Source organism: Cupriavidus sp. WKF15 (assembly GCF_029278605.1).
Taxonomy (GTDB): domain Bacteria; phylum Pseudomonadota; class Gammaproteobacteria; order Burkholderiales; family Burkholderiaceae; genus Cupriavidus.
In genome coordinates this window covers 1093392-1112280 of the sequence record NZ_CP119573.1, presented here as the reverse complement: position 1 = coordinate 1112280, position 18889 = coordinate 1093392, and the positions used below count along the sequence as shown (strand labels likewise).

The 18889-nt window shown below is 63.9% G+C and carries 18 protein-coding genes and 1 rRNA gene; 12 read left to right on the top strand and 7 right to left on the bottom strand.

The window, feature by feature from the left end:
* Window positions 1–39: 39 nt before the first annotated feature.
* Both CupriaWKF_RS22425 and CupriaWKF_RS22420 read right to left on the bottom strand, forming a co-directional pair.
* Complete coding sequence (locus CupriaWKF_RS22425; RefSeq protein ID WP_276102943.1) at window positions 40–1146, bottom strand: porin; 1107 nt, start codon at window positions 1144–1146, stop codon at window positions 40–42.
* A gap of 151 nt (window positions 1147–1297) precedes the next feature.
* Window positions 1298–2596, bottom strand: a complete 1299-nt coding sequence (locus CupriaWKF_RS22420; protein WP_276102942.1) for an MFS transporter — start codon at window positions 2594–2596, stop codon at window positions 1298–1300.
* A gap of 275 nt (window positions 2597–2871) precedes the next feature.
* Between CupriaWKF_RS22420 and CupriaWKF_RS22415 the strand changes: the two genes are divergently transcribed.
* Window positions 2872–5211, top strand: a complete 2340-nt coding sequence (locus tag CupriaWKF_RS22415) for an ATP-dependent DNA helicase (RefSeq protein ID WP_276102941.1) — start codon at window positions 2872–2874, stop codon at window positions 5209–5211.
* Window positions 5212–5258: 47 nt separating this feature from the next.
* Here the strand turns inward: CupriaWKF_RS22415 and CupriaWKF_RS22410 are convergent, their stop codons facing one another.
* Window positions 5259–5585 carry a hypothetical protein gene (locus CupriaWKF_RS22410; RefSeq protein WP_276102940.1) on the bottom strand — a complete coding sequence of 109 codons (327 nt, stop codon included), beginning with the start codon at window positions 5583–5585 and terminating at the stop codon, window positions 5259–5261.
* Between the two features lie 359 nt (window positions 5586–5944).
* Between CupriaWKF_RS22410 and CupriaWKF_RS22405 the strand changes: the two genes are divergently transcribed.
* From CupriaWKF_RS22405 to CupriaWKF_RS22395, 3 genes are read left to right on the top strand one after another with little or no spacing between them, the layout of a single operon-like run.
* Complete coding sequence (locus tag CupriaWKF_RS22405) at window positions 5945–6826, top strand: acetaldehyde dehydrogenase (acetylating) (protein WP_276103165.1); 882 nt, start codon at window positions 5945–5947, stop codon at window positions 6824–6826.
* Window positions 6827–6837: 11 nt separating this feature from the next.
* Window positions 6838–7860: a 4-hydroxy-2-oxovalerate aldolase gene (gene dmpG / locus CupriaWKF_RS22400; protein WP_276102939.1), complete on the top strand. Its 1023-nt coding sequence runs from the start codon at window positions 6838–6840 to the stop codon at window positions 7858–7860.
* Window positions 7861–7917: 57 nt separating this feature from the next.
* Window positions 7918–8688, top strand: coding sequence for an IclR family transcriptional regulator (locus CupriaWKF_RS22395; RefSeq protein WP_276102938.1), 771 nt, complete (start codon window positions 7918–7920; stop codon window positions 8686–8688).
* Between the two features lie 83 nt (window positions 8689–8771).
* Here the strand turns inward: CupriaWKF_RS22395 and ftrA are convergent, their stop codons facing one another.
* The gene (ftrA, locus tag CupriaWKF_RS22390) at window positions 8772–9761 is read right to left on the bottom strand and encodes a transcriptional regulator FtrA (RefSeq protein ID WP_276102937.1); all 990 of its coding nucleotides are present in this window, start codon (window positions 9759–9761) and stop codon (window positions 8772–8774) included.
* Between the two features lie 236 nt (window positions 9762–9997).
* On the opposite strand from ftrA, the gene CupriaWKF_RS22385 reads away from it, so the two are divergent.
* From CupriaWKF_RS22385 to metC, 6 genes are all read left to right on the top strand, one after another.
* On the top strand, window positions 9998–10345 hold the full coding sequence (locus CupriaWKF_RS22385) for a DUF3088 domain-containing protein (RefSeq protein WP_276102936.1): 348 nt from the start codon (window positions 9998–10000) through the stop codon (window positions 10343–10345).
* A gap of 322 nt (window positions 10346–10667) precedes the next feature.
* Complete coding sequence (locus tag CupriaWKF_RS22380; protein ID WP_276102935.1) at window positions 10668–11468, top strand: transporter substrate-binding domain-containing protein; 801 nt, start codon at window positions 10668–10670, stop codon at window positions 11466–11468.
* Window positions 11469–11540: 72 nt separating this feature from the next.
* Window positions 11541–12200: an amino acid ABC transporter permease gene (locus tag CupriaWKF_RS22375; protein ID WP_276102934.1), complete on the top strand. Its 660-nt coding sequence runs from the start codon at window positions 11541–11543 to the stop codon at window positions 12198–12200.
* A 54-nt stretch (window positions 12201–12254) separates the two neighbouring features.
* Entirely contained in the window at window positions 12255–12980 is a 726-nt protein-coding gene (locus CupriaWKF_RS22370; RefSeq protein WP_276102933.1) for an amino acid ABC transporter ATP-binding protein, read from the top strand.
* A 95-nt stretch (window positions 12981–13075) separates the two neighbouring features.
* Window positions 13076–14089, top strand: coding sequence for a D-cysteine desulfhydrase (locus CupriaWKF_RS22365; RefSeq protein WP_276102932.1), 1014 nt, complete (start codon window positions 13076–13078; stop codon window positions 14087–14089).
* A 74-nt stretch (window positions 14090–14163) separates the two neighbouring features.
* Window positions 14164–15390 (top strand): cystathionine beta-lyase, encoded by a 1227-nt coding sequence (gene metC / locus CupriaWKF_RS22360; protein WP_276102931.1) that lies wholly within the window; start codon window positions 14164–14166, stop codon window positions 15388–15390.
* A gap of 10 nt (window positions 15391–15400) precedes the next feature.
* On the opposite strand, the gene CupriaWKF_RS22355 is transcribed toward metC, so the two are convergent.
* Window positions 15401–15832: a hypothetical protein gene (locus tag CupriaWKF_RS22355; protein WP_276102930.1), complete on the bottom strand. Its 432-nt coding sequence runs from the start codon at window positions 15830–15832 to the stop codon at window positions 15401–15403.
* A gap of 196 nt (window positions 15833–16028) precedes the next feature.
* A complete protein-coding gene (locus tag CupriaWKF_RS22350; RefSeq protein ID WP_276102929.1) occupies window positions 16029–16904 on the bottom strand; it encodes an IclR family transcriptional regulator in 876 nt (291 codons plus the stop codon).
* Between the two features lie 290 nt (window positions 16905–17194).
* Between CupriaWKF_RS22350 and CupriaWKF_RS22345 the strand changes: the two genes are divergently transcribed.
* Both CupriaWKF_RS22345 and CupriaWKF_RS22340 read left to right on the top strand, forming a co-directional pair.
* The gene (locus CupriaWKF_RS22345; RefSeq protein ID WP_276102928.1) at window positions 17195–17923 is read left to right on the top strand and encodes an SDR family oxidoreductase; all 729 of its coding nucleotides are present in this window, start codon (window positions 17195–17197) and stop codon (window positions 17921–17923) included.
* A 44-nt stretch (window positions 17924–17967) separates the two neighbouring features.
* Window positions 17968–18585: a 2-hydroxychromene-2-carboxylate isomerase gene (locus tag CupriaWKF_RS22340; RefSeq protein WP_276102926.1), complete on the top strand. Its 618-nt coding sequence runs from the start codon at window positions 17968–17970 to the stop codon at window positions 18583–18585.
* A gap of 79 nt (window positions 18586–18664) precedes the next feature.
* On the opposite strand, the gene rrf is transcribed toward CupriaWKF_RS22340, so the two are convergent.
* Window positions 18665–18778, bottom strand: a 5S ribosomal RNA gene (rrf, locus tag CupriaWKF_RS22335).
* Window positions 18779–18889 lie beyond the last annotated feature (111 nt).

Sequence of the window (18889 nt, the reverse complement as noted above, 5' to 3'; positions counted from 1 at the left end):
CCCGGAAAAACCGGGCTGATTGCGCAAGCTCGTGACCGCTCAGAACTTGTGGCGAATGCCCACGACAGCGCCGAACTGGTTCTTGCCCGGCACCACTTGTTCACTTGACGATGCGCCGAGCACATCGTTGAACCCGTTCACGCCCAGCGCCGAACGTGCATTGCTATTCACCGCGTACGCCATGGATGCGTACAGGTCGGTGCGCTTAGAGAAGAGATAGTCGGCGGTGGCCACGAACTGCCAGGGGTTGCCAACGTGGGCGTTGGCAAGATTCTGGTAGTACGCGGCGCCGGTCAGCGAGAAGGACGGTGTCAGTTGATAACCCAGGCCAGCCCAGGCAAGGTTGGCATAGGTATTCGCAGCACCGGCAGTCCCGGGCAGGGAAGCGCCATTGAACGAGCGCGCATAGCGGTAGCCGGCATAGAGCTTGGCCGGGCCGAATGCATAGGTGCCGGCAAGCGCCGCGCGACGGATCAGCTGGTTGCTGGTCAGTGCGGCGGCAGACGACTGGTTGGTCTGGTCATACACGGCGCCGACCGAGAACGGACCGGCGGCGTACACGGCCATCAGCGAGTACTCGCGGCCATTGGTGAAATTGCCGGGGACTTCCGCGTTGTTGTAGTTGAAGCTGTACAGGCCAGTCACAGTCAGGCCACCAAAGGTGCCGACATACTTGGCCGAGTTGTCCGCACGCTGGCCAAGCATGAACGGATCCTGTGCGCCGATGGCGAAACGGCCAGCGTTGCCCATCGGGTCGAAGGCGCCGGAGAAATCCCAGAACGGAGCCGTGTGGCGTCCCAGGGTCAACTGGCCCCACCGGCTTTGCAAGCCTACGTACGCGGCGCGACCGAACAACCGACCGCCCTGGGCCATTTTTCCGTCATCCGTGTTGAAGCCGCTCTCCAGCGTAAAGATGCCTTTCAGGCCGCCGCCCAGATCCTCTAACCCGCGCAGGCCCCAGCGCGAACCCGACTGGTTGCCCGATTGCATGGCCACCAGACTGGAACTGGCCTTGGCTGCATTCGGGACGCTATTCAGGTATTCGATACCGGCGTCAACGACGCCGTAGAGCGTCACGCTGGATTGGGCACAGGCGCCAGCCGATGCAAGCAGACCAGCGGAAATGGCGATTAGTTTGAGCCTCATGTTTTCCTTGTTTGAAAGTTCTTATCGATGCGCTAATGGAGGCGATTGGCGCGGTGCGGCTGTGCCGGCCCTTGGCGCAGCCTCCTCTGCGCAAAGGGCACGGCCGACAGGTATCTGCGGACGTCCGGACTTGGCTTGCCGGACTTCGCCGTCAGACCGGGATCTTCTTCTCGTAGTCGATGCTGGTGGATGCGAGCAGCAGGCCGACCCCGCAGGCGGCAAAGAACATCAGCGCCAGGAAGTAGGAGCCGGTGGCCTGCACGATCAGGCCGACGATGATCGGCACGCTGATGCCGGCGATATTGCCGCCCAGGTTCATCACGCCGCCGAGGAAGCCGACCTTGTTGCGGGTGCCCAGCATCGACGGCACCGACCAGAACAGGCCGCACCAGCGCAGGAAGAACAGGGTGGAAGACAGCAGCACCACAACCATCACGGGGTCGGTGACGTAGGCCACCGAGAAGATCGACACCGTGGCCACCACGGCGGCGATGCCGAACAGCGTGCGCATCACGACGTTGGGACGTCCTCCGGCTTCCTTCCACTTGTCGGCAATCCAGCCGCCGATCAGTTCGCCGACAAACCCCGCGAAGAAGATGAGGAAGCTGGCGCCGCCCATCTGCTTGAGGTCGAAGCCGCGGGCCTTGCTCAGGTAGGTGGGCATCCAGGTCAGCAGGCCGTAGAACACGGCGTTGAAGCACATCCAGCTGATGGCCATGCACCACACCGAGCGGTACTTGAAGAAGTCGAGCGAACGGCCACTCAGGTTGGCCGGCTCCGCGCTGTGCTCCAGTGCAAGCGCGTCCTCGATATGACGGGCTTCCTGTTCATTGACGCCACGGTGTTCGCGCGGGGAATTGCGGATGTACCACCAGGCCACGAAACCAGCGAGCACGGTGCCGACGCCGGCGACCACGAACGACATGCGCCACGAGCCGAGTTCGCTGATCAGCCCGGCGATGATGAGCGAACCAAGCGCCGCGCCCAGCGGTGCGCCGCCATCCAGCAGCGTGGCGCCGCGGCCGCGCTCGTTCCTGGTCATCCAGATGGCATTGAGCTTGCCGCCGGCCGGGTAGATCGGCGCTTCGGCGGCACCGAGCCCGAGCCGGGTCAGCATCAGCGAGGTGGCGTTGGTGCAGGCCGCCGCGATCGCCTGGAAGAAGCCCCAGAACACCGTGGCGCAGGCGATCACGATGCGCGGCTTGTACTTGTCTGCCAGCATGCCGCCCGGCACCTGCATGAAGGCGTAGGTCCAGAAGAACGAGCTGAGGATCAGCCCCTGCATGGCGGGGCTCAGGTCGAACTCCTTCGCGATCAGCGGCATGGCCACCGACAGCGAGGCCCGGTCGATGTAGTTGATGGCCACCAGCAGCAGCATCATCAGGAAGATCTTCCAGCGCACGCTGCTGCGCGGAATCGCCAGCGTCGTGGCGGTGCTCGTGGATTGCATGACGGGGTCTCCTTGTCCTTGTGTCCTTCGATTTGAGGCGTTTTGTTTAAGGGGTCGCGCAACCGGCCGGAGTATAGGATACGTAATCTTTAATTACAATCGTCGTAAGTGCATGATTTGTATGTGTTGTTAATATGGTAAGTCACTATATCGACGGAAACTTGCTTAGGGCGCGAAGGCGATGCACCGGTCGGGGAATACGCTGAGGGCATGTTTCCGCGGGTTCCGGATCACTGTATATTCATACAGCCCCGCAATTTCCCCCGTCCTGCGCCTTGTCCGCCACGCCACCCGATCCGCTGCGCTATACCGTCGCCGTTCGCACGCTATGCGAATTCACGGCCAAGGCGGGCGACCTCGACCTGCGCTTCACGCCCTCGCCCACCGGGCAGGAAGGCGTGGCAGGCCACGGCGTGGTCACCAGCCGCCGCGGGCCTGGCTATGAGTCCGAGGTAGCGCTGTCGGGCGAGTTCGAAGGCCTGCGCGTGCGTGGCCGTGCCGATGGCTACGATCCCGTGGCCAACCGCATCGAGGAAATCAAGACGGTACGCGGCGACAAGGCCGAGATTCCGCGCAACCACCAGGCCCTGCACTGGGCCCAGGCGAAGATCTACGGCTGGCTGCTGTGCGAAGCGCGCAAGCTCGCGCAGATCGACGTAGCGCTGGTCTATTTCGACATCCTGAGCCAGCGCGAGCGCGTGCTGAAGGAACGCTGCGACGCTGCGGCGCTGCGTGCGTTCTTCGAAGACAGCTGCCGCCGCTTCATGCAGTGGGCGGAACGGGAAATCGCCCATCGCAGCGATCGCGATGCGGGGCTGCAGGCACTGGCCTTTCCGCACGCCACCTTCCGCGACGGGCAGCGCCTGCTGGCCGAATCGGTCTACAAGGCCAACGCCAGCGCACGCACGCTGCTGGCGCAGGCACCCACCGGCATCGGCAAGTCGATCGGCACGGTGTTTCCGGCGCTGAAGGCCATGCCCACCCAGCGCATCGACAAGATCTTCTTCCTGTCCGCGCGCTCGACGGGCCGCGCGGTTGCGCTGCAGGCCACCGCGCAGCTGCGCCGCCGGGCCGATGACGCGCCGCTGCGCGTGCTGGAACTGATGGCACGCGACAAGGCGTGCGAGCATCCGGACCTGGCCTGCCATGGCGACTCATGCCCGCTGGCGAAAGGCTTCTACAACCGCCTGCCCGCCGCGCGCGACGCCGCCAGCCATGCCGCGCTGCTCGATGGCCACACCGTGCGCGAGATCGCTCGCACGCACGAGGTCTGCCCCTACTACCTCGCCCAGGAGATGATCCGCTGGAGCGACCTGGTGGTGGCCGACTACAACTACTATTTCGATCGCAGCGCGATGCTGTATGCGCTGGCCGCGCTGAACGAATGGCGTGTCAGCGTGCTGGTGGACGAAGCGCACAACCTGGTCGAACGCGGCCGCGCCATGTACACGGCCACGCTCGACCACGCCGCCTTCCGCGGCGTGCGGCTGTCGGCGCCGGGCACGCTCAAGCGCGACATGAACCGGGTCTACCGGCAATGGAACGCGCTCGCCAGATCCGGCGAGGCCGCCTACGAAACTTGCGATGAAGAACCCGCCGCTTTCATCGAGGCACTGGCCCGGCTATGCACCGCCATCATCGACGACATGAGCGAGCATCCGCAGCGGCACGACGTCACGCTTGAGCGTTTCTATTTCGATGCGATGCACTTCCTGCGCCTGTCCGAGCAGATGACGGAGTACGGCGGCAAGCATTCGCTGTTCGATATCACGCGCGCGCCGCGCCACCGCAGCGGCGTGGATGCCGCGCTGTGCGTGCGCAACCTGCTGCCCGCGCCGTACCTCGCGCCGCGCTTCGCGGGCGCGCATTCGACCACGCTGTTCTCGGCCACGCTGCAGCCGGCCGACTACTACCGCAACCTGCTGGGCGTGCCAGGCAGTGCCGTGTGGGTGGAGGTGCCATCGCCATTCCAGGCGGAGCAGCTCGACGTGCGCGTGGCGCGCCATATCTCCACGCGCTATGCCCACCGGCAACGTTCGCTGCCGGCCATCGTCGCGCTGATGGCCGACCAGTTCGCGCAGCGCCCCGGCAACTATCTGGCGTTCTTCAGCAGCCATGATTACCTGCAGCAGGCGGCGGCGTTGCTGGCCGAACTCCATCCCGGTATCCCGACGTGGTCGCAGGCACGCGGCATGACCGAGGCCGGCCAGGCCGCCTTCCTCGATGCGTTCGCGCCGGGCGGCCGGGGCATCGGCTTCGCCGTACTGGGCGGCGTGTTCTCGGAGGGGGTTGATCTTCCCGGCGACCGGCTGATCGGCGCCTTCGTGGCCACGCTGGGCCTGCCCCAGGTGAACCCCGTCAACGAACAACTGCGCGAGCGCATGGAAGCCGCCTTCGGCGCGGGCCATGGCTATGACTACGCCTACCTGTATCCGGGCCTGCGCAAGGTGGTGCAGGCCGCCGGCCGCGTGATCCGCACCCGCGAGGACCGCGGCGTGGTGTGGCTGATCGATGACCGTTACGCGCGTCCCGAGGTGCAGGACATGCTGCCGGCATGGTGGAAGGTTCCAGCAAGGAAGCCGCAACGTCGGCCCGCAGACGCTTCAGTCGAATAACCGCCCGCTCGGCTGGCAGGCGGTCATCAAAGTGCCGGGTTACCGGGTTACGGCGTGTGTGGCGTCGGTCTCGGACGCGGCGCCGGATAAGGGGGCCTAGACCCACCGACCGGCACCTCGATGTATGGCGCGACGACGACCGGATACTGCGACGCGTCGGGTGTCATGCCGGGGTGCGATCCTGCCGCGTCACGTGGCGAGAGCGGGCCCGTCTGCAGCCCGGTGCCGCCGCGCTTGCCATCGCTGATGCCGCTTTGGGTATCCAGCACAAGCGGCTTGCCATCCGCCGGCGCGGCAAACACTGCCGAGGATGCCGCGGCCAGCAGCATCGCAACCGACGCGGCTCTCAGCGCGTGGAACATGGGTGAAAGCATGAACGCTCCTGTTGATCGTGTCGAAGCTGGCTGCCACCGGGGTGATGGGTCTGGTGGTGCGATTCGTATGCCGCAGTATATGCCCCCCTGGTAGCCGTCCTCTGCGCGCAATTCGCCACATCTTTTTCTCAATATATGAGATCAAATCTTATATGTTGATATTTAAGAGAGCGAGGAGTAATCTTGCGTCGCAGCGCAGGGGCAAACCCGGACCGGATCGGCGATGTCCTGGCCTGCGACAGACAGCACTTCACAAAAAGCGGGTCCGTCGCCATGGCGGCCCGAAGACGGAGGCTCCATTGGCAAATCGGAAACTGAAGGCCGCGATCATCGGATCGGGCAATATCGGCACGGATCTGATGATCAAGATCCTGCGCCACGGCAAACACCTGGAAATGGGGGCAATGGTCGGCATCGACCCGGCCTCGGACGGCCTCGCGCGGGCGGCCCGCATGGGCGTGGCCACCACGCATGAAGGCGTGGAAGGCTTGCTGAACCTCCCCGTCTTCCGCGACATCGACGTGGTGTTCGACGCCACCAGCGCGGGCGCCCACGTCAGGAACGACGCGCGGCTGCGCGAAGTGAAGCCGGACATCCGCATGATCGACCTGACGCCGGCGGCCATCGGCCCGTACTGCGTGCCCGTGGTCAACCTCGAAGCCCGTCTCGACGCGCGCAACGTGAACATGGTCACCTGCGGCGGACAGGCCACCATCCCGATGGTCGCCGCGGTATCGCGCGTGGCGAAGGTGCACTACGCGGAGATCGTCGCGTCGATCAGCAGCAAGTCGGCCGGACCCGGCACGCGGGCCAACATCGACGAGTTCACCGAGACCACGTCGAAGGCCATCGAGGTGATCGGCGGCGCCACCAAGGGCAAGGCCATCATCGTGCTGAACCCGGCGGAGCCGCCGCTGATCATGCGCGACACGGTCTATGTGCTGAGCGATGCCGCCAGCCAGACGGAAGTCGAGGCGTCGATCAACGACATGGCCGCCGCCGTGCAGGCCTATGTGCCGGGCTACCGGCTGAAGCAGAAGGTGCAGTTCGATGTGATTGCATCCGATGCACCGCTCAACATTCCTGGCCTGGGCCGCTTCAGCGGGCTCAAGACCTCGGTGTTCCTGGAGGTGGAAGGCGCGGCCCACTACCTGCCCGCCTACGCCGGCAATCTCGACATCATGACCTCCGCCGCACTCGCCACTGCCGAACGCATGGCGCAATGCGCTCTGAACGCCTGAGGAGACGCGCCATGGCTTTCAATCCCGGCAAGAAACTGTATATCTCCGACGTGACGCTGCGCGATGGCAGCCACGCCATCCGCCACCAGTACTCGATCCAGAACGTCAAGGACATCGCCCGCGCGCTGGACCAGGCACGCGTCGATTCGATCGAAGTGGCGCACGGCGACGGCCTGCAGGGCTCCAGCTTCAACTATGGTTTCGGCGCCCACACCGATCTCGAATGGATCGAAGCGGTCGCGGGCGAGATCGAACACGCGAAGATTGCCACGCTGCTGCTGCCCGGCATCGGCACGATCCACGATCTCGAAAACGCCTACAAGGCCGGCGCGCGCATCGTGCGCGTGGCCACGCACTGCACGGAAGCCGATGTGTCGCGCCAGCACATCGAACGCGCACGCGAGCTCGGCATGGACACCGTGGGCTTCCTGATGATGAGCCACATGACCACGCCGGAGAACCTCGCTGTCGAAGCGAAGAAGATGGAGTCGTACGGCGCCACCACCATCTACGTGGTGGACTCGGGCGGCGCGCTGGGCATGCAGGACGTGCGCGACCGCTTCCGCGCGCTGAAGGCGGTACTCGACCCGAACACGCATACGGGCATCCACGCCCACCACAACCTGTCGCTCGGCGTGGCCAATTCGATCGTGGCCGTGGAAGAAGGCTGCGACCGCATCGATGCATCGCTGGCCGGCATGGGCGCCGGCGCGGGCAATGCGCCGCTGGAAGTGTTCATCGCCGCCATCGAGCGCCTGGGCTGGGAGCACGGCACCGACCTGTACAAGCTGATGGACGCCGCCGACGATATCGTGCGCCCGCTGCAGGACCGCCCCGTGCGCGTGGATCGCGAAACGCTGGCGCTCGGCTATGCCGGCGTCTATTCGAGCTTCCTGCGCCACTCCGAAGTCGCCGCAAACAAGTATGGCCTGAAGACCGTGGACATCCTCGTCGAACTGGGCAAGCGCCGCATGGTGGGCGGCCAGGAAGACATGATCGTCGACGTCGCGCTGGACCTGCTCAAGCACGCCTAAGGCAAGCAGCGTTGCACCGCTGGTGGGTCGCCCGCCAGCGGCGTTACACTTCATGCCATGTCAAGAACGCCAAACCCCAATCGAACCCTGGCCAGCCAGACGCTGTTTCGCGGACTGGATGTGGTCGACGCCGTTGCCGACGGCTGCCAGTCCGTGCAGGAAATCGCCGACCGCACCGGCGTGGCGTTCAGCACCACGCATCGCCTGGCCTCGGCACTGGTGCAGGCCCGCTATCTGCAGTTCGAACCGCGCCGCGGCTATCGCCTGGGCGCCCGCCTGCTGGAGCTTGGCTTCGCCGCCTACCGCGATTCCGACATCGCCCGCAGCGCACGGCAGAACATCGAACAGCTTGCCGATGAGACGCGCGATACCGTTCACCTGGCCATGCTCGACGGCGACGAGATCATCTATCTCGACAAGATCGACGCCCAGCGGCCGATCGGCGTCAACTCACGCATCGGCGGACGCAAGCCGGTCTGCTCGACCGGTGTCGGCAAGGCGCTGATCCTCGACGAAGGCGAGGCATCCTGGCGCAAGCGCTACCAGTACGATGCCGAGCGCGGCAACATCAACTTGCCGCTCGAGACCTGGCTGGCCGGCATGCACGCCTACGCGCAAGGCGGCTACGCATTCGACCTGGAAGAAAACGCTCCGGGCATCCGCTGTGTCGCGGTACCGATCCGCGATGCCAGCGGCAAGACCGTGGCCGCCGTCAGCGTCACGGGCACCGCCGATTCCACCGACGAGGCACGTTTGCGCGCGCTGATTCCCACGGTACGCGGGGCGGCGCAGGCCATCAGCGCGAAGCTGGGCGGCACGCTTGGGTAACGTCTGCGGGGTGACGTCTGCGCCCCGACACCGCAAAGCCCCACGGCCGTCACTTCGGAAGCCTGGCCCGCTGTTTGCCGGAATCAATGCTCTTCGGAGGCACTGAAACGCCGCCTGTAGTCACCGGGACTCGTTCCAAGCCTTGTGCGGAAATGATTGCGCAATGCGGCCGCGGCGCCGAAGCCCACTTGCACCGCAATATCGTCCAGCGATAAACCGGTCTCTTCGAGCAATACCCTGGCACGGCTGATCCGTTCGATCAGCAGCCACTCCCCCGGCGGCATGGCCATCATGTTGACGAAGTGGCGCTGGAAGGTGCGGGCACTCATGGCCGCTTGCTCCGCCATCCTGACAATCGGCCAGTCTTCTCCAAGGGTTGCGCGCACCGCATCCAGCAGCGGGGCCAGCGAAGCGCTGCTGCGCTTCGACACCGGCTCCGCAATGTACTGGGCCTGACCGCCTTCACGGTGCGGAGGCATGACCAGCCGGCGTGCGACCTGATTGGCAGCGCGCGGACCAAAGTCCCGGCGGATCAGGTGCAGGCACAGGTCGATTCCCGCGGCACTTCCGGCGGAAGTCAGGACATCGCCGGCATCGACGTAGAGCACGTCCGCCTCCACCCGCACTTGCGGATACCGCTGCGCGAGTGCTGCCGCATGACGCCAGTGCGTAGTCGCGCGCTTGCCGTCGAGCAATCCCGCGGCGGCCAATACAAAAGCGCCGGTGCAGATCGACATGACTCTCGCCCCGCGCTTGTTCGCCTTGCGCAAGGCGCGGCAAAGCGCCTCCGGCACTTCGGCTTCGATCCCGCGCCAGCCGGGAATGATGATCGTATTCGCCTTCGACAGCAGATCCAGACCGCCGTCGGCCTGCACCTGGATGCCACCCGCCCCGCGCAACGTCCCGGGATCGGCCGAGCATGTCGCGAAGCGATACCACTCGTTGCCCATTTCCGGCCGGGGCAGACCGAATACTTCAACGGCGCTGCCGTATTCGAAAAGGCTCAGGCCATCGTAGACGACGACGGCTACCAACCCGCCTTTGGCATTGGATTGCGCTTTGTTTCCTGGCACGAAAGAGATCGATTGAAGTAGCGATTGAGACCACCTGGCGGGGAGATCAGCGCGCCATCTTTCACGCGATTCACCCTGCAGCGCATTTTGGCATGATCCGGACGTTAATTGTCGTTCGTGCCACTAGTGGGTTTACCTACCCGACCCTATCCTTTGTCCGGTGGTTGGCGGCCCGGCAAACATCGGGAACTGCGTACACCACCAACTTCAACCTTCAATCCATAGTGAGAGACAACGTGAAAGACAAGCTACTGATGCTCCGCCCTGGCTTCTATCAAGGCTCGGAAGGCCCCTTCTACTGCGGCGATGCCATTGCAGTCGAAGGCCTGCTGAGCTTCTTCCCGCAGTTGCGCAGCGAAATCGATGTCGAGTACATCGATGCGCCGCGGCCGCGCCAGGCGATTGTCGAGTTGATCGGCGAAGCCAACCAGTCCGCCCCTGTGCTGGTGATCGGCGCCGGGCGCGCGCTGGTCGACGACAGCGTGGAGGTCCGCATGGTCGGCCAGACCCGGTTCATCGATTCCCCCGACCAGATCCGTCGATACCTGTCGTCGCAATATGGCGTAGCACGCCCGGCTGGCTGAGCGCGGATAGCGAAGCCGTTGCCAGTGGGAGAGGCTTCTTGCACTTCCTTCCGGATACCGGGAACTCCGTTGTCTTTATCCCGATATGCGGAGAAAAATATTCCACGAGCAGGCTTCGCCTCGCTGTCTTTTGAAAGTTTTTTCCCCTGACGGATCACTACGATTTCCCTCACGGCCTGGACGACACAGCGTCTCGACAAGACGCCGGTCTCGAGGTCGGCGGGGGCGCCCGTTACCGATCAGGAAAGTCGTCGTTTCACAGAACCTGTCGGGCACTGATGCTGCCCTTCGACAATACCTATAACCACATTGGAGACAAGGCATGAAGCTGCTGCAATCGCTGTTGCAAGGCGCGCTACTGGCGACCGTCCTCGGTTTCACCGCACCTGCCGTACAGGCTGAAGACCTGCTCGATACCGTCAAGGCCAGCGGCGTCCTGAAGGTCGGCATGGAGGGCACGTACCCGCCGTTCGGCTATCGGAACGCCCAGGGCCAGCTCGATGGCTTCGACGTCGCGGTGGCCCGGGCGGTGGCGGACAAGATGGGCCTCAAGGTCCAGTTCATCACCACCGAGTGGAGCGGCATCATCGCGGGCCTGCAGGCCGGCAAGTTCGACGTTATCGTCAACCAGGTCAGCATGACGCCGGCACGCAGGCAGGCGCTCGATTTCACGCAGCCCTACGTCTATTCCGCGGTGCAGGTACTTCAGCGCAGCGACGACAAGCGCGAGTTCGGGTCCCTGGAAGCGCTGAAGGGCAAATCCGTCGGCGTCACGCTGGGCAGCAACTACGCCGACCTGGCGAAATCGGTGTCGGGCATCCAGGTGCAGACCTATCCGGGCACCTCGGAAAACCTGCGCGATCTCGCGGCCGGCCGCATCGATGCCGCGCTCAATGATCGCCTGATGCTGCCGTACCTGATCAAGAACGCGAACCTGCCGCTACGTACCGGCGCGCTGCTGGCCGGCACAAAGCTGGAGATGGGTATTCCCTATCGCAAGGGCAATCCCAGGTTCGCCAAGGCGATTGACGACGCCCTCAACGCGCTGCAGCGGGACGGCACCTTGCGCAAGCTGTCCGTTCAGTGGCTTGGCACCGATGCCAGCCAACCCCTCGCACAGTAATCACCGCCACGCCTGACAACACGCCCGTCCCGTCAGGCGCGGGCGTGCCTGGCCACAGCAATGGATCGCACCATGAGCCCTTTTGATCTGATTATTCATGCCTCGCCGTTGCTCCTGCAAGGCGCCGCGATCACCGTGAAGTTTGCCCTGGCCTCGATGGTCTTCGGCCTGCTGGTCGGGATCGTTGTCGCCATCATGGGCATCAGCGCCAGCCCTGTCCTTAGCGGCATTGCACGCGCCTATGTCAGCGTCATGCGCGGTACGCCGCTGCTGGTGCAGATGTTCGTCGTCTACTATGGCCTGCCGGACCTCGGCATCTCGCTGGACCCGACCAGCGCGGGCATCCTGACCCTCACGGCCAACGCCGGCGCCTACCTCTCGGAAAGCATGCGCGGCGCGATCCTGGGCATCAGCCGCGGGCAATGGAGCGCGGCGCACAGCCTCGGGCTGAGCCATCTGCAGACGCTGCGTTACATCGTCTGCCCGCAGGCCTTGCGGCTGGCCGTGCCGAGCCTCGGCAACACGCTCATCAGCCTGATCAAGGACACCTCGCTGGTGTCGGTCATCACCGTGACCGAGTTGCTGAGATCGTCGCAGGAGATCATTGCCTCCACGTTCCAGCCGCTTCCCTTGTACCTGTCGGTGGCAGCCATCTACTGGCTGCTCAGCACGGGACTGTCGTGGGTGCAGCGGCGCATCGAGGCGCGGCTGACGCTGCGCGTGACACGCTGATCCCGCGCTCCGCCAAAGCACTACAACCACAAACTGCAAGCAGGAGACAAGACAATGATTGCCCTCGAAGGCGTATCGAAATGGTACGGTCAGTTCAAGGTGCTGGATACATGCAGCACGCGTGTGGAGAAAGGCGAGGTCGTGGTCATCTGCGGCCCGTCGGGGTCCGGCAAGTCAACGCTGATCAAGACGGTGAACGGGCTGGAATCGTTCCAGCAGGGCCGGATCAGCGTGGACGGCGTCAGCGTCGGGGATCCGAAGATCAACCTTGCGCAGTTGTGCTCGCGGGTCGGCATGGTGTTCCAGCATTTCGAGCTGTTCCCGCACCTGAGCATTCTCGACAACCTTTCGCTGGCGCAGGTCAAGGTACTGAAGCGCGGCAAGGACGAGGCCCGCGAGAAGGGCTTGAGGCTGCTGGAGCGCGTCGGCCTGAAAACGCATGCCGCCAAGTTCCCCGCGCAGCTTTCCGGCGGACAGCAACAGCGCGTTGCCATCGCACGCGCCTTGTCGATGGATCCTGTCGCCATGCTGTTCGATGAACCCACATCGGCACTCGACCCGGAAATGATCAACGAGGTGCTCGACGTCATGACGGGACTCGCTCGCGAAGGCATGACGATGATCTGCGTCACCCACGAAATGGGATTCGCGAAGAAGGTTGCCAACCGCGTGATCTTCATGGATAGCGGCGCCATCGTCGAGGACACAGGCAAGGAAGCCTTTTTCGGCGATCCCAAGTCAGCCCGTGCAAAGGAGTTCCTGGCGAAGATCCTGCACTGATGCAGGCGTGCTGGCTGGCATGAAGACGGAAGTCGGGGAGTCGCTCCCCTGGCGGCATCCGCCTTGCCTGGTTTACCTCCCCAGAGTCCAAACCCATGAAAATCTCGGATCGCATTGCTTCATTTTCACGCCTCGAACTGGTTGGCGCGGTCACCCCCCTGCAGAAGCTCGAGCGCTTGTCCGGCATGCTCGGTCGCGATGTCTATATCAAGCGCGATGACACCACGCCACTCGCTTTTGGCGGAAACAAGCTGCGCAAGCTTGAATTCCTGGCGGCCGATGCCTTGCGCCACGGTGCCGATACGCTAGTGACTGCCGGCGCGATTCAGTCGAATCATGTCCGGCAGACAGCCGCCGTCGCAGCCCGTCTCGGACTGCGCTGCCACGCGTTGCTGGAAAATCCCACTGGCACCACCGACGCCGACTACCTGCACAGCGGCAACCGCCTGCTGCTCGACCTGTTCGACGCGCACGCTGAGCCGGTTGCCACGCTCGACAACGCCGACGCACAGCTGCAAGCGCTGGCTGAACGGCTGCGTAGCGACGGATACAAGCCCTACATCGTCCCGATCGGCGGATCCAATCCGCTTGGCGCATTGGGATATGTACAGGCCGGCCTGGAACTCGCGCAGCAAGCCGAAGCGATGGGCATTTCATTCTCTGCCGTCGTGCTGGCGTCCGGGAGTGCCGGAACCCACGGGGGGCTTGCGCTGGCACTGGCCCATGCCATGCCCGATGCACAAGTCATCGGCATCACCGTCTCGCGAACTGTCGCGGCACAGGCACCCAAGGTGGCGGGCCTGATCGACGGAACGGCGGATTTGCTCGGCATCGAAGTGCCAGCGGATCTTCGGCTCGAACTGTGGGACGAATACTTCCTGCCCCGCTATGGCGAACCCAACCAGGCTGCGCTCGATGCCATCGGCCTGCTGGCCCGCACGGAGGGCGTGCTGCTCGACCCTGTCTATACGGCGAAAGCGATGGCCGGCTTGCTCGACGGCGTGATGCGCAAACGCTTCGATGGCGACGGTCCGCTGCTGTTCCTGCATACCGGCGGCGCTCCGGCGCTGTTCGCCTATCGCGACGCGCTCCAGGCGGCCCCACTCTAGCCGTCCGCCTGCGTATCAGACATCCCGGCGGCACTTGCAATACCGATGCCGCATCGAACATCCATGGAGATCCTATGAAGGAAAGCACCCAACTCGTTTGTGCCGGCCGCCACCCGGAGCGCTTTGGCGGCGTAGTGAACACCCCGATCTTCCGGGCATCGACCATCCTCGCGGGGTCGATGGCCGAATGGGAAGAGATGAAGCGCGCGCGCGCCGCGGAAGAACCCGGGGCCACTACTTATGGCCGCTATGGCACACCCACGACCCATGCGTTCGAAGAAGCCATGGCCGCCCTTGAAGGTGGACACCGATCGCTGGTCTTTCCTTCGGGCCTTGCCGCGATCAGTACGGCGCTGACCGCCCTGCTGTCGGCAGGCGACCATGTCCTCGTGAGCGACAGCGCCTATTCGCCGACACGCGCCTTCCTGGAGCGCGTCATGGCGCGCTTCGGCGTCGAAGTCGAGACTTATGATCCTGTTGACGGCAAGCCGATCGAGGCCCTGTTCCGGCCCAATACCCGCGTCGTCTATGTGGAATCGCCCGGCTCCGAGACCCTCGACATCCAGGATATACCCGCCATCTCCGCGGCGGCGCACAAGCACGGCGCTTATGTCGTCATGGATAACACCTGGGGGACGCCACTCTATTTCAAGCCATTCGCGCACGGCGTCGACGTCTCGATCCACGCCGCCACGAAATACATCGTGGGCCATTCCGACGCCATGCTCGGCGTGGTGACCTGCAATCGGGACACCTGGCCCCTGGTCAAGCAGACGACGCATGACCTGGGGCAGACTGCCGGCCCGGATGACATCTATCTGGCCCTGCGCGGCCTGCGTACCCTGGCCGTCAGATTGCAGCGTCACTGGCAATCCGGGCTGCACGTCGCGCAATGGCTGGAGCGTCAGCCGCAGGTCGAGGCGGTCCTGCATCCCGCATTGCCATCCCACCCGGGACATGCACTATGGAAGCGCGACTTTACCGGCGCCTGCGGCCTCTTCTCGGCGGTGCTGCGCACGAATTCGAAGGCGTCGCTCGCGGCCTTCATCGACGCGCTCGATCATTTCGGACTAGGTGTTTCCTGGGGTGGCTATGAAAGCCTCGCGATCCCGTTCACCCCGGGCAAGGGATGCACCGGCTCACGCTGGCCCTACCAGGGACAGGCAGTGCGTCTGCATGTGGGACTTGAGGACCCGCAGGACCTGATCGACGATCTCCAACGGGGTCTGCTGGCGCTCACCGTGCATGAGTCCCTGACGGAAAATGAAGACGTGGGCTCCGAGCCGATCTGCGCGACCTGACCTGCCCTGTTCACCCGCGCATGCGCAGCAGGTCAGTGTAGGAGACCAGCTTGCGCTTCTCCTTGGCAAGCGTCTTTCGTTTTGACGCCGCACGGGCGGGCTGCCCGCGTTCGAACTTGGCGGCAGCGCGTTCGTCCTCCCGTGCGTAGGTCCGCTCGCTCTTCGCATTGGCCTTCAGGCGATCAGCCTCCAGCCGCGCGGCAACACGCTCCTCACGGGCGATATCGCGCGCGGCCGACAGGATTTCCGCCTTGAGCAGTTCGCGCCTTTGCTTCGCAGCGGCGCGGGCAGCCCGCAGCTGCTCCTTGCGCTGCCGCAGCCACTCCTGCCTGCTGACCGGCGCGGGCCTGGCCTCTGGCGGCACGCTCAGGCGCAAGGCCCGGCTGATCGCCACCTTCTCGGCCAGCAGCGTATGCCGCGTATTCTGTTTCGCATCACCCACGCTGCGTCATTCTCCAGACAGCAAATAAGTGGCGCCCAGCTATCACCAGTTGAAGTCTGTGAGCGCATCTCGGCAACCTTACCATGAGGTTCTGTAGCGCGCTCCGGTGAGGTGGGCCGAAGCCCATATCCGTGCCCCGCAGGCGCCCCTCCGACGGGACGGCCTGCCCGGTGGCGCTGAACCGAGGCGCGCAGCGCTACGGCATCGGAGCCGGCGCTTCCGGGCGCTGCCCGAGATTCCGTTCGATTTCCCTGACGGTATCCAGAAGCTTCGGGCGGATCTCCTCGTGCAGGCGTGCAACGGGAAAATACCCCGCTGCCCCCGCCACGCTGATTGTCATCAAGGGCAGCCCCCTGCCCGGCCATAGTGGCGTGGCAATACCATGGACCTCCCTGATCCAGTTGCCGGCCGAGGTCGCGCATCCCGTGGCGCGATATTCCTCGATCGCCTTCAGGATGCCGCGCTCGGTGTGCGGCCAGTTGCCCTGATCCAGGTCCCGGATGCGTTCCATAAGGTCGGCCCTCTCGCTCGCTGGCAGCGCTGCCAGCAAAGCCATCCCCGACGCGCTGGTTCCCAGTGGAATGCGGGACCCGACATCCAGGCTGAGGGTGACGATCGACGTGCTGCGGCAGCACTCGAGATACAGCATCGAGAGCCGGTCGCGCGTCGTCAGCGCCACGACCGCGCCGGTTTCGGCTGCCAATGACCTCAGGTACGGTCGTGCCACCTGCCGCACGTCAAGATTGACCAGCATGGAACTGCCCAGCGCGGCCGTCGCCGTGCCAAGCCGGTACTTTCCGCTGTCCGGAACGAGATGCAGATAGCCGAGCTTCGTCAGGGTATAGGTGAGCCGGGTGACGGTCGATTTCGGCAGCCCGCAGCGCATGGCAATCTCGTGGTTGGCAAGGAAGCTGTCTCCGCTGCGAAAACAGCTGAGTACCTCAAGGCCCCGCGCCAGCGCCGTGACGAAATGCCGGTCCTGACTCTCGTCGCCCCGGGCCTCTTGCTCGGCGTCGTTGACGTCCGTGGCCAATGCGCGGCTCAACTCCTCTTGCTTCAATTCTGTTGCCATGCTGATTTTCCTTGCGCGATTGCCTCGCACGCTTGCGGCCGCTTCTTCATATCACCCTTGGGCGGTTTTCCGTTGGGTGCCGCGGAAGCCGAACCAGCGCTCGGATCACTCGCCGTGTCTCCGGATCCGCTCCAATGAACCGCTATGCAGTCTACAAGCTCGATATGCAGTCCACAAGATGACAAATCTTCCGGCATCTTAAGAGCTCCTCGTTGACACTCGCAAAGGTGAAATCCATACTGACCCGCAATGCAGTTTGTTATTCCGCAGAATATTTACAAGGAGACACCATGAGTGAAAAGAAGGCCATCCTCGTCGTCGGCGCAGGCGATGCGACGGGCGGCGCCATTGCCTGCCGCTTTGCACGCGAGGGATATATCGCGTGCGTCACAAGGCGTAATGCAGACAAGCTCGCGCCCCTGGTCGCCCAGATCGAAGCCGAAGGCGGCGTCGCCCATGCTTTCGGCTCGGACGCGCGCAAGGAAGAGGAAATGACGGCGCTGGTGCAGAACATCGAGGCGAACATCGCGCCGATCGAGATTGCGGTCTTCAACATCGGTGCCAATGTCCGCTTCGACGTCCTGGAAACGACCGCTCGCGTCTACTACAAGGTCTGGGAAATGGCGTGCTTTGCCGGCTTCCTGATGGGACGCGAGACGGCAAAGGTAATGGCACCCCGCGGCCGCGGCTCCATCTTCTTCACCGGTGCGACGGCCAGCCTGCGCGGCCGGGCGGGCTTCTCCGCGTTTGCAGGGGCCAAGCACGGACTGCGCGCGCTGGCGCAATCCATGGCCAAGGAACTTGGCCCCAAGGGCATTCACGTGGCCCATCCCATCATCGATGGCGCCATCGATACCGAGTTTATCCGCGAGACCTTCCCCGAGCGCTACGCCCTGAAGGATCGCGACGGCATTCTCAATCCCGAGCACATCGCCGACACCTACTGGATGCTGCACCAGCAACCGCGCGACGCGTGGACCCACGAACTCGACCTGCGCCCCTGGATCGAGGCCTGGTAATGCCTTGTGACTGGTTGAAGAACGCCACACTGGAGTGACATCAAATGAATACCCCCGTCGTGCAGTTCCACTTTGATTTTGGCAGCCCCAATTCGTACCTCTCTCACAAGGTCATCCCGTCCATCGAGCAGCGCACCGGGGTGAAGTTCGAGTATGTGCCGGTCCTTCTGGGAGGCCTGTTCCGGCTGACGGGCAACCGCTCGCCAGGTGAAGCCTTCGCGGGCATCAAGAACAAGCCGGAGTACGGTCAGCTGGAAATCACGCGCTTTGTCACGAAGCACGGACTCACTGCTTACCGGTTCAACCCGCATTTTCCCGTCAACACCCTGCAAATCATGCGTGGCGCGGTCGCGGCCCGGTTCGAGGGCTGCTTCGAGCGCTATGTCGATGCGGTGTTCTCGGCGATGTGGGAACAGGAAAAGAAGATGGACGATCCTGCAACGATCGCAACCGTGCTGCGCGAGGCCGGCCTCGATGCCGAGCGCCTGCTTGGACGGATAAGCGATCCGGAAATCAAGGAAATGCTGCTAAAGAACACACAAGCATCATTCGAGCGCGGCGCCTTCGGCTCGCCAACCTTCTTCGTCAATGACGAGATCTATTTTGGGAAAGACCGCTTGCGCGACGTCGAAGAAGAAATCGAGCGGATCAAGTCAGCGTAGCGTCAAAACTGCGCGAGCCGCCGCCCCAAAGCAAAAACCCCTCGCAGCACACGCTGTCGAGGGGTTTTACATTGTAAGAGCCTGGCGATGACCTACTTTCACACGGGTAATCCGCACTATCATCGGCGCGGAGTCGTTTCACGGACCTGTTCGGGATGGGAAGGGGTGGTTCCAACTCGCTATGGTCACCAGGCATAAGGGGTTGTGGCGCTGACACTCGGTCAGCGTCACCAATTCGGGATGTAGTCTTTGTAGTCTTCGGGTTGTGCTGTATCGGCACAAGGCGATTTTCCACTCACCAGGC

What these genes read in the sequence shown, in the direction of transcription:
- CupriaWKF_RS22365 (WP_276102932.1), top strand. Translation starts at nt 13,076, where the DNA reads ATGAAAATCTCGGATCGCATTGCTTCATTTTCACGCCTCGAACTGGTT.
- CupriaWKF_RS22410 (WP_276102940.1), bottom strand. Translation starts at nt 5,585, where the DNA reads ATGCTTTCACCCATGTTCCACGCGCTGAGAGCCGCGTCGGTTGCGATG.
- CupriaWKF_RS22375 (WP_276102934.1), top strand. Translation starts at nt 11,541, where the DNA reads ATGAGCCCTTTTGATCTGATTATTCATGCCTCGCCGTTGCTCCTGCAA.
- CupriaWKF_RS22420 (WP_276102942.1), bottom strand. Translation starts at nt 2,596, where the DNA reads ATGCAATCCACGAGCACCGCCACGACGCTGGCGATTCCGCGCAGCAGC.
- CupriaWKF_RS22380 (WP_276102935.1), top strand. Translation starts at nt 10,668, where the DNA reads ATGAAGCTGCTGCAATCGCTGTTGCAAGGCGCGCTACTGGCGACCGTC.
- metC (WP_276102931.1), top strand. Translation starts at nt 14,164, where the DNA reads ATGAAGGAAAGCACCCAACTCGTTTGTGCCGGCCGCCACCCGGAGCGC.
- CupriaWKF_RS22350 (WP_276102929.1), bottom strand. Translation starts at nt 16,904, where the DNA reads ATGGCAACAGAATTGAAGCAAGAGGAGTTGAGCCGCGCATTGGCCACG.
- CupriaWKF_RS22405 (WP_276103165.1), top strand. Translation starts at nt 5,945, where the DNA reads ATGATCAAGATCCTGCGCCACGGCAAACACCTGGAAATGGGGGCAATG.
- CupriaWKF_RS22340 (WP_276102926.1), top strand. Translation starts at nt 17,968, where the DNA reads ATGAATACCCCCGTCGTGCAGTTCCACTTTGATTTTGGCAGCCCCAAT.
- CupriaWKF_RS22425 (WP_276102943.1), bottom strand. Translation starts at nt 1,146, where the DNA reads ATGAGGCTCAAACTAATCGCCATTTCCGCTGGTCTGCTTGCATCGGCT.
- CupriaWKF_RS22345 (WP_276102928.1), top strand. Translation starts at nt 17,195, where the DNA reads ATGAGTGAAAAGAAGGCCATCCTCGTCGTCGGCGCAGGCGATGCGACG.
- CupriaWKF_RS22370 (WP_276102933.1), top strand. Translation starts at nt 12,255, where the DNA reads ATGATTGCCCTCGAAGGCGTATCGAAATGGTACGGTCAGTTCAAGGTG.
- CupriaWKF_RS22395 (WP_276102938.1), top strand. Translation starts at nt 7,918, where the DNA reads ATGTCAAGAACGCCAAACCCCAATCGAACCCTGGCCAGCCAGACGCTG.
- dmpG (WP_276102939.1), top strand. Translation starts at nt 6,838, where the DNA reads ATGGCTTTCAATCCCGGCAAGAAACTGTATATCTCCGACGTGACGCTG.